At 64.7% G+C, this 14,456-nt stretch carries 12 protein-coding genes; 9 read left to right on the top strand and 3 right to left on the bottom strand.

Translation table 11 applies throughout. The annotated features are described in order from the left end of the window. Nucleotides 1-366 precede the first annotated feature (366 nt). Nucleotides 367-2,568 (top strand): TonB-dependent receptor, encoded by a 2,202-nt coding sequence (locus tag BLU54_RS05655; protein WP_091905856.1) that lies wholly within the window; start codon nt 367-369, stop codon nt 2,566-2,568. Nucleotides 2,569-2,815: 247 nt separating this feature from the next. Here BLU54_RS05655 and BLU54_RS05650 read toward each other — a convergent pair whose 3' ends face one another. Then, on the bottom strand, nt 2,816-3,790 hold the full coding sequence (locus tag BLU54_RS05650; protein ID WP_091905854.1) for a GntR family transcriptional regulator: 975 nt from the start codon (nt 3,788-3,790) through the stop codon (nt 2,816-2,818). 235 nt (nt 3,791-4,025) lie between these two features. On the opposite strand from BLU54_RS05650, the gene BLU54_RS05645 reads away from it, so the two are divergent. Genes BLU54_RS05645 through BLU54_RS05625 form a run of 5 tightly spaced genes read left to right on the top strand, consistent with a single transcriptional unit; the run spans nt 4,026 to nt 9,112 of the window. Then, entirely contained in the window at nt 4,026-4,934 is a 909-nt protein-coding gene (locus BLU54_RS05645; RefSeq protein ID WP_091905852.1) for a fumarylacetoacetate hydrolase family protein, read from the top strand. 1 nt (nt 4,935) lies between these two features. Further along, nucleotides 4,936-6,216, top strand: coding sequence for an alpha-hydroxy acid oxidase (locus tag BLU54_RS05640; RefSeq protein ID WP_091905850.1), 1,281 nt, complete (start codon nt 4,936-4,938; stop codon nt 6,214-6,216). After that, a complete protein-coding gene (locus BLU54_RS05635) occupies nt 6,206-6,970 on the top strand; it encodes an acetoacetate decarboxylase family protein (RefSeq protein ID WP_091905848.1) in 765 nt (254 codons plus the stop codon). Before BLU54_RS05640 ends, BLU54_RS05635 begins: the two co-directional genes overlap by 11 nt. After that, nucleotides 6,967-7,758, top strand: coding sequence for an SDR family NAD(P)-dependent oxidoreductase (locus BLU54_RS05630; RefSeq protein ID WP_235837804.1), 792 nt, complete (start codon nt 6,967-6,969; stop codon nt 7,756-7,758). The genes BLU54_RS05635 and BLU54_RS05630 overlap by 4 nt, the downstream gene beginning before the upstream one ends. Nucleotides 7,759-7,810: 52 nt before the next feature. Then, nucleotides 7,811-9,112, top strand: a complete 1,302-nt coding sequence (locus BLU54_RS05625; protein WP_091905846.1) for an MFS transporter — start codon at nt 7,811-7,813, stop codon at nt 9,110-9,112. A gap of 66 nt (nt 9,113-9,178) precedes the next feature. On the opposite strand, the gene BLU54_RS23625 is transcribed toward BLU54_RS05625, so the two are convergent. Next, nucleotides 9,179-9,340, bottom strand: coding sequence for a hypothetical protein (locus BLU54_RS23625; protein WP_170845035.1), 162 nt, complete (start codon nt 9,338-9,340; stop codon nt 9,179-9,181). A gap of 339 nt (nt 9,341-9,679) precedes the next feature. Here BLU54_RS23625 and BLU54_RS05615 point away from each other — a divergent pair, with 339 nt between their 5' ends. Both BLU54_RS05615 and BLU54_RS05610 read left to right on the top strand, forming a co-directional pair. After that, on the top strand, nt 9,680-10,000 hold the full coding sequence (locus BLU54_RS05615) for a hypothetical protein (RefSeq protein WP_170845034.1): 321 nt from the start codon (nt 9,680-9,682) through the stop codon (nt 9,998-10,000). 232 nt (nt 10,001-10,232) lie between these two features. Continuing rightward, a complete protein-coding gene (locus tag BLU54_RS05610) occupies nt 10,233-11,753 on the top strand; it encodes a sensor domain-containing diguanylate cyclase (protein WP_170845033.1) in 1,521 nt (506 codons plus the stop codon). A gap of 274 nt (nt 11,754-12,027) precedes the next feature. Here BLU54_RS05610 and BLU54_RS05605 read toward each other — a convergent pair whose 3' ends face one another. Then, on the bottom strand, nt 12,028-13,167 hold the full coding sequence (locus BLU54_RS05605) for an alpha/beta fold hydrolase (protein WP_091905839.1): 1,140 nt from the start codon (nt 13,165-13,167) through the stop codon (nt 12,028-12,030). 125 nt (nt 13,168-13,292) lie between these two features. Between BLU54_RS05605 and BLU54_RS05600 the strand changes: the two genes are divergently transcribed. Beyond that, nucleotides 13,293-13,916, top strand: coding sequence for a TetR/AcrR family transcriptional regulator (locus tag BLU54_RS05600; RefSeq protein ID WP_170845032.1), 624 nt, complete (start codon nt 13,293-13,295; stop codon nt 13,914-13,916). Nucleotides 13,917-14,456: the final 540 nt, after the last annotated feature.

Genomic DNA, 14,456 nt, shown 5'->3' with positions numbered 1-14,456 from the left:
GCGTGGCCGCTGCTTCCACGCGTTCGCCCGCTCCGAAGCGCCAGGCTCATTCGCGCTCAGCCTCAGCCGCCCGGCGTTTATCACTTCAATCGATGCGACGTCGTTCGACGCGGCAGGCGTCGTCCGGTCTTCTTCCTCGTCGAGTGCCTTGCTTCGCAGCCAACGCGCTTGGCGATTGAATGCAATGCGCGGCCGCCTCCGATAACCCTTGATCAAACGCGGGCCCTGACAACCCTGGCTCGCTGTCTCCGATTGCCCTGAGGGACATCTGTCGAAATTCCTTGCGCTCGGTGATCCGTTTTCGAATCTCGCGGGTCATGACAAACGAGAGCGCAGTTCCTCATTTTTCAAGACAAAGGGCAGATCATGAATCACCACCAGACGCCGAAGCGTCAAGGACAGCGTCTGTTCAGACGCACGGCGTTGGCGCAGGCGGTTGGGCGCGTCACATTGGGAGCGGCCGCCACGCTGGCGCTACCGACTTTCGTGCATGCGCAGGCGGCCAGCGAGACGGCGACCGGCGCCGATTCGGCACCGCTGCCGCAGGTCGAAGTGAAGGCCGCGGCGGCGACCGACGGATTGCCGGCGGGCTATGCCGGCGGACAGGTGGCGCGCGGCGGTGGCCTCGGCATTCTGGGCACGTCCAACACGATGGACATCCCGTTCAGCACCACAAACTACACGCAGCAGGCCTTGCTGGATCAGCAGGCCCGTACGCTTGCCGATGTCGTCGTGAACGAAGCATCGGTGCGCATGCTGACATCGAGCAACGGATTCGGCGAGGACTTCCAGATTCGCGGCTACACCGTGTCGAGCACCGATGTCGGCCTGAATGGGCTGTATGGCATGGTGTCCGGCAGCCGCATGCCGGCCATCATGATGGAGCGCGTCGAGGTCCTGAAGGGACCGGGAACGCTGATGTACGGCATCGGACCGAGCGGCAGCATCGGTGGCGCGGTCAACATCGTGACCAAGCGCGCCGACGACGAGCCGCTGACGCGTCTCACCGCGACGTACCAGAACAAGTCGCAATTCGGCGTTCAAGCTGACGTCGGCCGCCGCTACGGCAAGAACAACGAGTGGGGCATTCGCTTCAACGGCAGCTATCGCAACGGCGACACCACCGTGAATGGCGGTAAGCAGGAGCAGGGCGTTGGCGCGATCGGCCTGGACTACCGTGGCGAGCGGCTGCGGTGGTCTCTCGATGCGTACAGCGTCCGCGAGGATACTGACAACTTCCGTCCGCAAGTCGGCTTCCAGTCGACCATCAAGACGCTGCCCTCGCCACCGTCGAGCTACGCGAACTTCTTTCCCGGCACCGAGCTCAAGCTGCGCGACTCCGCCGTGCTCACGCGTCTCGAATACGACATCACGCGCGCCGTAACCGTCTACGGCGCGGCTGGGTATCACTACGGAACGGCGGAACAGACCTTCCCGTCAGGGCCGGTCGACGCGCTCGGTAACTTCGCCGCGCGCAATGCCTTCTACGACTCGTACAACCGCACCACGACCGGCGAAGTCGGCGTGCGTGCGCGCTTCGATACCTTCGGCGTCGGGCACACGGTGTCCGCCGCGGCCACGCGCCTCGACCAGGAGAGCGGTAATGCGTACGTGACTTCGGCAGGCACGGTGCCGTCGAACATCTACAATCCGGTGGCGCTGCCGCCGGTTACCGCCGCTCGTACGTCGCCGCAGAAGGCGTCCGACACGGCGTTGACCAGCTTCACGATCACCGACACGCTGTCGTTGGCCAACGATCGTCTGCTGATCACCGCCGGTTTGCGTCACCAGAACGTGGCGCTGGACAATTACTCGACGACGAGCGGAGCGCGCACCGCGTCCTACGATCAAAGCGCGGTGTCGCCCCTCGCGGGCATCGTGTTCAAACCGCTCTCGAACGTCTCCGTGTACGGCAACTTCACTTCAGGTCTGACGCGTGGCGGCGTCGCGCCGGCGACGGCTGCCAACGCTGGCGAAGTCTTCCCGCCGTACAAGTCGAAGCAATACGAAGCCGGTGTCAAGGTCGACTGGGGACGCGTGATGACTTCCGTGTCCGTGTTCCAGATCACGCGTCCGAACGCGGTCACCGATCCGGTCACGACGATCTATTCGTTCGACGGCGAGCAGCGTAACCGCGGTCTCGAATTGGCCGCCTACGGCGAAGTCACGCGCGGCTTGCGCTTCATGGCGAGCACCACTTTCTACGATGCCAAGCTGACGAACACGGCCGGCGGCGCGAACAACGGCAACACGGCCAACGGCGTGCCCAAGTATGCGCTGAATTTCGGACTCGACTGGGACACGCCGTGGGTGCCGGGCCTCGGCCTCAATGGACGGGTGATCACGACGTCGTCGGAATACTTCAACGCGACGAACACCTTGCAAGTGCCGAGCTACACGCGGGTGGACATCGGCGCTCGCTACCGGACGCAGGTGTTTGGCAAAGCGGTCGTGCTGCGGGCCAACGTGGAGAACCTGTTCAATCGCAATTACTGGCTGATCAGCGGTACCTACGCAACGGTGTCGGCGCCGCGTACGCTGTTGCTGTCGGCGCAGTTCGACTTCTGAACGGGTGATGCCGCACCGGCATCGCTCGCCGCGATGCCGGTCCAGCGTGCCGATGCGCGGCACGCGTCGCATGCGGGCCGAGCGATGCGATGCGGGAACGCGTGACGCGTCGGGCTGCTGCGTTTGTAGTTGCGCCTGTGGTGGCGATCATAACGGCGCCCTCGCCGCACACCGAGCAGGCGTGCCGTGACACGGCACGCGCGCGTCGAGCAGGCGAGAAGCGGTGCCGTGGCGCTGCCCGATCGTGTCAGCAGCTCACCAGATAAGCAGGCAGTTCCGCGGGGGACGCGTGGGCGGCACCTTCAAAACGCAGCAGCCATCGCTCGTCGGCCGCTTTCAGATGGCCGTGCAAGGCCTCGGCCGCCCGGTTCGGCTGGCGCGCGAGCAGAAGCTCATAGATGCGCAAGTGCTCCTGCAACGCTTCCTCGATAGACGAAAGTGGAATGTGCAGCACCGGATCGAACAGGTAGCGTGTGGGCACGAATAGCATGCGCGTGCGCGCCAGCGCGTGCGCGATCTCGCCATTCGGGCAGTGCGACAGCACGTGTACGTGCAAGTCATGCTCGACAACGTCGGTATCGAAGCCCTGGCGCGGAAAGCCGTCGAGCGCCTCGACCACCGTCTGGCGTTTGCTTTCTAATTCTGCGGCCGTGATCAGCGGCGCGGCCTGACGCAAGGCTTCGGGCTCGAGCAGCCAACGCATCTCGTAAAGATGATGGGTCTTGTCTGGCGTCACGCGGTTGGCCAGCCAACGCCCGAGCGTATCCTTGCTGACCAGCCCCACGCTGTGCATGCGCGCAAGCACGTCGCGCACTACCGTGCGACTGACCCCGAAGTGCTCGGCCACGCGTTCCTCGACGATGCGTACCGACATGAACATCACGCGCGCGCAGAGTTCGCGCTCCAGCTCGACGTAGACCCGTTCCCATTGCTGGACCGCGGCGATCTTTACTTCGTCCAAGATCGCGCGCGGCCCGGGCGCCGCTTCGCGAGCCGCGCCCGCCACCTCGTAGCCGCGTCCGCGCGCCTCGACCACGCGCTGTTCGCGATGCAACATCTGCAACGCGTAGCGTGCCGGCGACCGGCTGATACCGAATGCTTTCGCGACCTGCGCCTCCAGCAACTTCTGGCCCGGTGCCAGGCGTCCGTCGTCGATCATCGCTTTCAGCAGTGCGTACGCGCGGTCCTGCACGGACTGTCTTTCGAAGCCTTCTTCTCGCATAAATAGTCGGGCGGCTTTGCGCTGGCTCGGCGACGTGGATGCCGGCCGCGCTCCGCCGCGCTGCGCCACGTGCGGCCGCCCATCTTATCCCATCCACCTCGTCTGCTGCCGCCAAGGTCGCGTTTACCACCATGCATCGACTGCTTGACAGACCCATTGGCGCTGATTAATCTCAATAAACGTACATCGCACACAATGTACGTTTATTGAGATTAATTCGAGCAGCGGAGGCAGGATGAGGTTGGTTCGTTGGGGCAGCGCGGGCGCGGAACGTCCGGGACTGGTGGATTCGGACGGACGCGTGCGCAGTCTGGTCGGCGTGATCGATGACTGGCACGGCGCAACGCTCGACGCAGCAACGTTGGCACGCATCGCGCGAATCGCGCCTGCTTCGCTGCCGTTGGTCGATGACGACGCGCGCATCGGGCCTTGCGTCGGCGCGGTCGGCAAGATCGTGTGCATCGGGCTGAATTACACCGATCACGCCGAGGAGGCGGGCATGGCGCTGCCGAAGGAGCCGATTCTCTTTCTGAAGGCGACCAGCGCGATCACCGGTCCATTCGATGCGGTGCGCTTGCCGCGCGGCGCGGAGAAGGGCGATTGGGAGGTCGAACTGGGCATCGTGATCGGCACGAGGGCACACGACGTAAGCGAGCAGGCTGCGTTGCAGCACGTGGCGGGCTATTGCGTGATCAACGACGTGTCCGAGCGCGCCTTCCAGCTCGAGCGGGGCGGGCAATGGGACAAAGGCAAATCGGCCGATACCTTCGCGCCGCTCGGTCCCTGGCTGGTGACCGCCGACGAGGTGCGCGACCCGCAGGCGCTCGCGCTCTGGCTGGACGTCGGCGGCAAGCGCTACCAGGATGGCAACACACGGCACATGATCTTCGGCGTCGCCGCGATCGTCGCGTATGTGAGCCGCTTCATGAGTCTGCAGCCTGGCGATGTGATTGCCACCGGCACGCCGGCCGGCGTCGGCATGGGACAAAAGCCGCCGGTCTACCTGCGCGGCGGCCAGACAATGTCGGCCGGTATCGCCGGGCTCGGTGAACAGCGGACGCCGGTCGTGACGGCTGACATGGCGGATGAGGTGGCGGATGAGGTGGCGCACGATGCCGTGCGCCATGCCGTGGACCGACGCTGAGATGAACGCCACCGCACCGGCCGCAACGGCCCGCGTCGCTCGCATCGGCAGTATCGATGATCTGCAATGCCTGGCGCGGCGTCGTGTTCCCAAGCTCTTCTACGACTACGTCGACGGCGGATCGTGGAGCGAGTCGACCTACCACGCGAATGAGAAGGATCTGGCTCGGCTGTGCTTCCGTCAGCGGGTGGCGCGCGATGTGGACAAGATCGATCTGCGCCGGAGAATTCTGGGCCATTCCTGTTCGCTGCCGCTTACTCTCGCGCCGACCGGCCTGGCCGGCATGGTGCATGCGGACGGCGAGATCCTCGCGGCCCGGGCGGCCAAGGCGGCGGGCGTACCGTTCACGTTGTCGACGGTGAGTATTTGCTCGCTCGAAGACGTCGCGAAACACGTCGGCGGCGGCTTCTGGTTTCAGCTGTACGTGATGCGCGATCGCGAATTCGTCGCAGCGCTCATCGAACGCGCCCGCGCGGCGGGGTGTGGCGCGCTGGTGCTGACGCTCGACCTGCCAATACAGGGGCGACGCCACAAGGACGTGAAGAACGGCCTGTCGGTTCCGCCACGCATCACGCCCGCAAGCCTGCTTGCGATGCTCTCCCGACCCGCATGGTGCGCGCGCATGCTTGGCACGCCACGCCGGACGTTTGGCAACATCGTCGGACACGCGAAAGGGGTCGGCGGCACCGCGGCGTTCGCGGAATGGGTCAGCCAGCAATTCGACCGGACCGTTTCCTGGCGCGACGTCGCCTGGGTCAAGCGGCAATGGGGCGGGCCGTTGGTGGTCAAGGGCGTGCTCGATGCCGACGACGCGCGGCTGGCAGTCGACGCCGGGGCGGATGCGCTCGTCGTCTCGAATCACGGCGGTCGACAACTCGATGGTGCGCCGTCGTCGATCAGCGCGCTGCCCGAGATCGTCGCCGCGGTAGGGCACCGGACCGAGGTGATGATGGACGGCGGCGTGCGGAGCGGGCAGGACATCCTGCGCGCCCTCGCACTCGGTGCCCATGCGGTTTCGATCGGCCGAGCCTATCTGTATGGCCTTGGTGCGCTCGGCGAGGCGGGCGTGACACGGTGCCTGGCGATCCTGCAAGACGAACTGGAAGCAACGATGGCGCTGTGCGGTCTCGCGGAACTGGGCGCGGTCGACCGGCGCGCGTTGATCGGCGCCGACGTCGCGCATTCGCGGCAGGCCGCCCGGCTGGCGTCCATTGCCTCGGCCGCCGCACCCGGTACACAACAAGCGGTTCCATCCAATGAGGAGACAGCACATGTTTGGTGATTACAAGATGCATGAGAACAGCGGCGTCAATCCGCCGTATTCGCCAGCCTACCCGGTCGAATGGGAGTGTCCGCTCCGCACGCTGGAAGTCGTCACGCGGGTCGATCCCGGCAAGGTCCGCACGCTACTGGCGGACACCCCGTTCGAGCTGGTGAATGACCGCGTGGCGTTCCGCTTCATGCTGTCGCCCGGGAACACACTTGCGGTGCATGCAGGTGAGATGTTCGACCTGATGGTGACCGTTCCCGTGCGCTACGAGGATCTCTTCACGCAGACGCACATCTTCATGTACTGCAGCGATCCGATGGGAATCGCCGCCGGCCGGGAGCTGTTCGGCTACACCAAGAAGGACACCGCGTATGCGTTCGAAGAGGGCGCCGATGGCAGCGTCGCCGGCTGGGTACGCCGCCGCGGCGTGCTGCTGGTCGACTTTCGCTTCACGCCAGACCCGGACGCGCCGCTGGTCATGCTGACCGACGAAGCCGAGCAGCCTGGCGGCGAGATTCACGTACGCAGGTTGCCCGATCCGTCGAAGCTCGGCATCGCGTATGCGGACGTGGTCTACCGTCGCACACCCTTGAAATATTCCGCGCCGGTGCGAGGCAAGATCGACTGGCAGCTGCACGCCAGCGCGTTCGACCCGATCGCGGCGCTCGAGCCTGAGGTGCTGAGCGCGCATTTCATGACGTCCGAAGTCTATGGCGGCGGCTTTGCGGTAGAGGACCGCCGCCTGCTCAAGCGGCTCTATCCGTGAGCACCGCGCGAGGTTCGTCCGAGCAGGTGACGCGGTGTGCCGGCCGCGTCGTCGCGGTGACGGGCGCGGCCGGTGGCATTGGTGCAGCGATCGTGCGGCGGCTCGCGACCGACGGCTGGTCGCTCGTGCTCGCGGATCGCGACCCGCGGGCGTTGGCCGAACTCGCCGACGAGGTCGTCGCGCTGGGTGGCGATTGCCTGCCTCGCGCCGGCGATGTGACGCAGCCGGAGTATGTTGCCGGATTGGTCGGCAGCGCATTGGAACGATACCGCCGCCTGGACGGCTTCGTCAGCAACGCGGGAATCGTGGGCGGCATGGTGCCGCTCGACGACTATCCGGAAGCCGTCTTCGACGAGGTCATGGCGGTCAATGTGCGCGGCACCTTCCTGTGTCTCAAGCATGCGTTGCCGGCCTTGCGCGTACAGCCCGGGGCAAGTTTCGTGGCAATGGCGTCGACCTCGGCGGTGCGGGGCCGCGCCAATCTGTCCGCGTATGTGGCCAGCAAGCATGCGGTGCTGGGCTTGGTACGCGCGGCCGCGCTGGAATGCGTCGGCAGCCATGCGCGCGTGAACGCAATTCTTCCTGGCCCCACCCAGACGGCGATGATCGACGCGATCGACCGGATGGCGGCGCAACGCTCGCCCGACGGTCACGTCGCCAGGGCGGTCAGCACCCCCTACGGACGGCCGGAGGATGTCGCCGCGGCCGTGCGCTTCGTGCTTTCGCCGGACGCGGCACACATGAACGGCGCAATGCTGACGGTCGACGGAGGCAGCATCGTCGCGTGAGCCGCGGTCGTTGGTTCGCCAGTACCGAGACAATCAGAACAGGAGACAAGAGATGGAAACGAGTGTCGCCGCCGCCGATGCGCGCGGCCCGATCGCGCAGCACAAGAAGGCGTTAGTCGCCGCGTGCGTGGGCAACTTCATCGAATACTACGACTTCGTGATCTACGGCTACTTCGCCTCGGTGATCGCGCGACTGTTCTTTCCTGCCGACAACGAGGCAGCGAGCCTGCTGCTCACCTTTGCCGTGTTCGCGATCAGTTACGCGTCTCGGCCGCTCGGCGGCCTGATCTTCGGCCATCTTGGCGACCGGTACGGCCGCAAGACGCCCCTCGCGGTCGCCGTCCTGCTGATTGCGGCGTCCACCACGATCATCGGACTGTTGCCCACCTACGAGTCGATCGGGCTCGCGGCCCCGGTCATCCTGACGGCGGCGCGTTTGGTGCAGGGCATCTCTGTCGGCGGCGAGTACGGCGGCGCGACGTCGTTCATCGCGGAATACGCGCCACGCAACCGCCGCGGCTTCTATACCGGCTGGCAGACCTTCACAATCGGACTGGCGCTGCTGGTCGGCGGCGGCGTTGCTTCGCTGATCACCGGCGCGCTGTCGCCGGCGGACCTGCGCGCATGGGGTTGGCGGCTGCCGTTCTTCGCGGGACTTCCGCTTGGTTTCGTCGGCCTGTATCTGCGTTTGAAACTGGAGGAAACACCGCATTTCGCCTCGGTGCAGTCTCATCAGGAGGTCGCACGCGCGCCTTTGCTCACGGGGCTGCGAGACGAGTGGAAGTCGATCCTGATCGGCATGGGGCTGATCTCGGCACCGTCGGCCTGTATCTACATCTACTACATCTACTCACCGACGTATCTGTCGGCCGTACTCGGCTTTGCGCTGGCCGACGCCCAGCGTGCCAACCTGTACAGCCTGATCTTCTATTGCGCGTTGCTGCCTTTCTTTGCGCATCTGAGCGACGTGGTGGGACGCCGTCCACTGATGCTGGTCAGTGCCTTGGCGATCATCATCGTCACCTATCCGGCATTCCGGATGCTCGACCCAGCGCATTTCGGCCGCTCGGTCGCGGCGCTGTGCATGATGTCGTTGGCGTTCGCGCCGCACTCGGCGACCGCGCTCTGCGCGATGGCGGAGATCATGCCCACGAAGATGCGCTACACGGGTCTGTCGGTCAGTTTGAACATTCCGGTCACCCTGCTGGGCGGCACCGCTCCTTTCATCGCCACCTATCTGGTCAGTCACACCGGCGATCTGCGCGCGCCGGCCTGGTTCGTGATCGGTGCCGGGCTGTGCACCCTGCTTGCGGCGCTCTGCTACCGGGAAACGCTGCGCACCGGCTTGCGCTGAGCGGTTGCCGTCGGCCCGCGGCGCTGCCGGCACCGGCCGTCAGGGCACGGCAGCGCCGCCACAGCCTCAGCGGCGCGCGGTCATCTGCTCAGGCCGCTGCATGGGCATCTGCTCAGGCATCTGCTCAGGAATGTGCTCAGGCATTTGCTCAGGCATCTGCTCAGGCATCTGCTCAGGCATCTGCTCAGGCATGAGTTCAGGCATCTGCTCAGGCATGAGTTCAGGCATCGGCTCAGGTCGCTTCTCATGCATCTGCACTGGCATGCATCATCCCGTATCGAACTCGCGTTGCATCCTTTCGTGCGGTGCAGGCCTCGACGTGCCCGGTGCCGCGCCGTCCCGTTATCTCGATGACCGGTCATTCGGCGGCAACGGCGAATGCCGGCATCGCAACGCCGCAGCCTGCGCCGCAGTTGCTGTTGTCGACGACCGCGGCGGCGATGCCGCTTGTGTCCGGCCGGTGCCGTCCACCCGAGTCCGCAGCCCGTTATCTCAAATCGGACCGCTTCCTGGTCGAGCCGCGCTTCGATTTGAGACAGCATGGCATCTTTCCCAACGGAGCCGGGCATGACCAATATGAATCTGCAAGCGATCGATACGGCGCGGGTGAAGCAAGGGGGGCAATGCAAGGCATATCAGCACCGTGCGCGGCACGCCGCCCGGCAGAGTGCGCGATGCGAGGCAGCGTGGCAGGGGACCGGGGAGCGACGGCAGTCCATGACGCAGGCGATCTTCTATGTGGGCGCGCTGGCTTGCCACTGCGCCTCGCTGCCCACGCCCGTACAGCCGGCGATCGTCAGACCCGCGGCCGCCCAGCCCATGCCGGCTGCCACCGTATCGCGCTGGCACGAGCAGCAGGATCACGAATTTCTGCGCTTCGGGCGCTGAGCCGGGCATTCGCGTGGCACGGGGCTGTGTTCCGTTCGTCGGCGCGGCACGACCCCAGGGCACCGTGATCACAAGTGTCCGATGCCGGCAACGCTTTTAGAGACGTGGCAAAACGCTGCGCTATGATGACGTTTCCGGCACGATCTAAAGTCGCGGCGAAGCTCGCCGCGCTGTCGGTGCCGCCGATCGGACTGTTGTCCCGTGCCGCTGTGCGGGCGAATGACTCTGGATGATGAACATCGGCACGAAGGAACGGGCATCTGCGCTGGTCGGCATGACGGTATTGCTGGTCGGGCTTTCGTGCCTCACCCTGATTGGTTTCGACGTATGGCGCTGCCTGAGCGAGCGATCGGTGCAACTGCGCGAGGTTCATGCATCCGTGCGAAACCTCGCGAAGGCGATGCAGATCCATGCGCAGAACGCCATCGACGAGGCGGATCTGGTGCTGGTCGGCGTTGTTGAGCGGATCGAAACCGATGGAACCGGGCCTGCGGTATTGGCGCGCACCGAACGGCTGATGAAGCTGCGCAAGCAGGCATTGCCCCAACTCGATGGCCTGTTCGTCTTCGACCGCGAGGGGCGATGGCTCGCCTTCTCGCAACCTGCGCTCGTCGCCAACGCGAACAACGCAGATCGGGACTACTTCATCCGCCACGAACGCGACGCGGCCGCCGGGTTGCTGATCGGCGCACCGGTGCGCAGTCGCTCGACCGGTCATCTGGTCATTCCGCTGACCCGCGCGATCAATGCGCCGGATGGCAGCTTTGCCGGCGTTGCACTCGCCATGCTGCGGGTCGACTACTTCACCCGTTTCTACGACGAGCTGGACATCGGTCATGATGGTGCGGTCGCGCTTGCGGCGACCGAAGGGTACCTGCTTGCCCGCCGGCCGTTCTCTCCGTCTTATGTCGGCAAGAGCCTGGCCGGTTCCCAGTTGCTCGAGACGGTCCGCAAATACGGCACCGGCGTGACGAAGGAAATCCGTTCCGCGCAGGACGGCGTGGTGCGGCTCAATTCGATCATGCGAGTCGGCGACTATCCTTTGTTCGTGGGCGCCGCGATGTCGAAGGACGAGAGCCTGGTGGAATGGCGCAGCAACACGATCGTACACGTGGTGTGCGATCTCGGCTTCGTGCTGCTGCTCACGTTGCTCGGTCTTCAACTGGCTCGACGCGTGCGCGAGACCGAGCGCGCTCGCGCACAGCTGGTGGACGCGCACGAAGCGCTTGAGCGTCTGAATCGCGACCTTGAGCGGCAGGCGCTGTCCGACGGCCTGACCGGGCTGGCCAATCGGCGACACTTCGACATGCGCCTCGCGCACGAATGTGCAATGGCAGCGCAGCAAGGCACGCCCTTGGCGCTGCTGCTGATCGACATCGACCATTTCAAGTACTACAACGACGAGTTCGGCCACCAGTCGGGCGATGCATGCCTGCAGCGCGTGGCCGCTACCATCCGCAGTTTCGAGACAGATCCGAGCTGCGTCGCGGCGCGTTACGGTGGCGAGGAACTGGCGCTGATCCTGCCGGGAATCGACGGCCTGGCGGCATCGGGCATCGCTGACAAGGTTCGCGAGGCGGTCGCTGCCTTGGGCATTCCGAATCCTCGCACGGGTCGCGCGGCGCTGACCGTCAGCATTGGCGTGGCGAATTTCCGTGCGAATGACACGCCGCGCGAGCTTATCGCGCGGTCGGACGCGGCGCTTTACAACGCAAAATCTTGCGGCCGGGATGCGGTGCGGCTGGCGGCATGAGGTGATCGGGTCGATCAAGGTTCGCAGCGACAGCGAAGTGCGGCGGGTGACTTGCGAGGCATGCTCCGGGGCGATTTGCTCATGTCAAGCATGGTCCGTCCGCTTGCCTTGAGTCCGCGATGGCCTGGATCGGCTGTCATTCCAGCTCGTCAGACGACGAAGCACGCCCGCAGCTTCGCTCGCTACCGGGTGCGGCGCTGGCCTCGACGCCCAAGCACCACAGCGTAGCGACCGCCGTGACATCGGCGTCGCTACGGGATGACGTCGCGTCAAGCTATGCCGGTGCACTGCCAACCGTCGAGCCTGACGGTGGTCCGCCGAGGAAGAATTTCTCGAGTATTTTGACGAAAACGTCCGGCTGTTCAAGATGGATCACGTGGCCCGCATCGATCTTTTGGTAGCGACCGTTTCTCAGAAGTGCCACGGCGCGCTGCGCGTCCTGCGGGCTCATTGCGCCATTGAGGGTGCCATCCGGCAGTGTCAAGGTATTCGCCTGCAGCAGCAGGACCGGGCATGTGATCCGGTGCAGGGCATCCGCATGGTCGAAACCCTGATTCCAGCCGCCATCGTAGAACGAGGCGCCGAAGCGAGGATCGTAGCGATCCAGGCCTCGCAGCAGCAGCCGAACGGTGTCGTTCTTGATCAGGGCGATGTCGATTGGCGCGCCCGGGTGGTCACGACGGTACGCCTTGACGGCTCGGGTCAGCAGAAAAGGCGTGCCGGGGCCGACGTTTTTTCTGAAGAAAGTGGCATTGCCCCGAATCCAGTACAGCAGGAAATCGCTGGGGTGATCGTTCGTGGCGGCGGTGTAACTCGTTCTGAACGCGCGGTCCGCAATGGTTTGTTTGATGCGCGGGAACTCGGAAGAGAACAACGGCGGGTCTTCGAGCACTGCGGCGCGAACGAGATCCGGACGATTGGCGGCCAGCCAGGCTGCCAATAAGCCGCCGGACGAATTGCCGGTGACGAAAGCTGGCTGACCGATTTGTTGCGTGATGAACGCGCCAAGGTCCTTGCCGATCTGGTTTGCCGTCATCGGATAATTGGCGGGCGTGACTGTCCCGCCATGGCCGGGATAGTCGATGTCGAATACATGGAACGACTTCGCAAGGTCGGGCAGAACGCGGCTGTAGCTGAACCAGTCGAGCAGCTGGGCATGAAGCAGAACCAGGGGCGGCCCGTTGTCTGGCCCCTCCACATAGCTCAAAGCAATCTCGTTGACATGCGCAACCTTGGCGACGTATCCAGCCGCCGTGACTCGCGCCTGGTACACGTCATCCGCGCTGGCACGGTCAGTCCAGAACGGCTTGGCGTGCGCGACGCCCGCGAAGAGAAGGAAGGCGCCGCACAAAAACGCAAGGACGGTGGTCTTGCGTGCGGAGGGCGGAAAGCGGCAAGCAGGAACGGTATCCATCGGTGCGGAAGACGACTTGGAAAAAGCGGCGCGTGTCCGCCGGGATACACTAATATATTGAGCATTGCTCAACTCGCATACTCGCTTTTCCCGATCGCGTTCGACGTCTCGGGTCGGAGTTCCATGTGGATGATTTGAAGAGGAAAACGCCAAATCAGTCGCGCGCGCGCAAGACTGTCGAGACGCTGCTTGAGACTACTGCTCAGATTCTCGCCCAAGAAGGCAGCGGGCGACTGACCACCAATTACCTCGCCGAGAAGGCGGGGTATTCGATCGGGACCGTGTATCAATATTTCCCTAACCGGGAAGCCATTGTGATGGCGTTGATCGAGCGCCAGCGCGAACACGTTCAGCGGCGCATTAGCGAGATACGCGCCATGTCGGCCGACGCGACTGCCGAGCAGAAAATTCGCGGCATCATTCGCGTACTTCACGCTTCCTTCGATCTGCACCGTCTGCCGCAACCTCGCTTGGTGCAAGCGCTGGTTCAACTGGCGTTGGTGCATGGCTTGCCCAGCCCCTCGGATGCGGCCGCGCATGCCATCATCGAGATATGGCAGACGGAGCGCCGCGGCGCGCTCAATGAAAGCGAAGCGTTCGTCCTGTCCGCCGGGTTACTGGAAGTGCTGCGGCGCGCGACCTTGCAAGGTTTTCCGCTGCTGGGCAGCGATCAGTTCGAACAGGCTGTCGTGCGCCTGGTGATGGGCTTTCTGAACGCGGCGGTTGACGACACATCACGCGCAGCTTGACCGACCCGTGTTCCAATTCGCTGCATGAGTTGCCGACGCGCAAGGCGTTTTGGCCCAACACAGTGTGAGATCGCTTCACGTGTGGCGGCTTGGTTGCGTGGCCTGCTCGGACAGGCCACGCAGATGCGCCTGTATGGACAAAGCTCGAACATCCATTCCGGTCAGGACCACCGCAACGCGGATCGGAGGGCAGTCTCGCTAGCGGCACAGGTCTCCGGCATGATGTCACGCTGCTAGTGGCATCTGGCACGGTGGCTCGGCGCGTACGCATGGATTCCTGCCGCGGGTCCAAGCAGGTTGTTGCGTACCTCGCGATCGCGGAAGCGGAAGTAGTGTGCCGGACGTTTCACGCCGCGGCTGTTTCTGACGCTCGTCCCTTGCCGCGAACGGTTTTGCGCCGTAGCAGTCCCGGCGCTCTCGCGTGTCAGCGGAGCACGACACGTCGTAAGACAGAGATCATGCAGCCGCATTGCCGGCAACCGCGCACGACTGCTGGCGCGGGGCCGCATGAGGGGCAGTCCTGGCTTGCCATTCAGGCAG

Origin of the sequence: Chitinasiproducens palmae, assembly GCF_900095735.1 — a bacterium.
Lineage (GTDB): Bacteria > Pseudomonadota > Gammaproteobacteria > Burkholderiales > Burkholderiaceae > Chitinasiproducens > Chitinasiproducens palmae.
The sequence above is the reverse complement of the archived record's forward strand: the minus strand, read 5'-3'. Positions and strand labels throughout refer to the sequence as shown.

Excerpts from the sequence above, each read along its gene's own strand:
- BLU54_RS05655 (WP_091905856.1), top strand. The coding sequence starts at position 367 with ATGAATCACCACCAGACGCCGAAGCGTCAAGGACAGCGTCTGTTCAGA.
- BLU54_RS05650 (WP_091905854.1), bottom strand. The coding sequence starts at position 3,790 with ATGCGAGAAGAAGGCTTCGAAAGACAGTCCGTGCAGGACCGCGCGTAC.
- BLU54_RS05645 (WP_091905852.1), top strand. The coding sequence starts at position 4,026 with ATGAGGTTGGTTCGTTGGGGCAGCGCGGGCGCGGAACGTCCGGGACTG.
- BLU54_RS05640 (WP_091905850.1), top strand. The coding sequence starts at position 4,936 with ATGAACGCCACCGCACCGGCCGCAACGGCCCGCGTCGCTCGCATCGGC.
- BLU54_RS05635 (WP_091905848.1), top strand. The coding sequence starts at position 6,206 with ATGTTTGGTGATTACAAGATGCATGAGAACAGCGGCGTCAATCCGCCG.
- BLU54_RS05625 (WP_091905846.1), top strand. The coding sequence starts at position 7,811 with ATGGAAACGAGTGTCGCCGCCGCCGATGCGCGCGGCCCGATCGCGCAG.
- BLU54_RS23625 (WP_170845035.1), bottom strand. The coding sequence starts at position 9,340 with ATGCCTGAACTCATGCCTGAGCAGATGCCTGAACTCATGCCTGAGCAG.
- BLU54_RS05615 (WP_170845034.1), top strand. The coding sequence starts at position 9,680 with ATGACCAATATGAATCTGCAAGCGATCGATACGGCGCGGGTGAAGCAA.
- BLU54_RS05610 (WP_170845033.1), top strand. The coding sequence starts at position 10,233 with ATGAACATCGGCACGAAGGAACGGGCATCTGCGCTGGTCGGCATGACG.
- BLU54_RS05605 (WP_091905839.1), bottom strand. The coding sequence starts at position 13,167 with ATGGATACCGTTCCTGCTTGCCGCTTTCCGCCCTCCGCACGCAAGACC.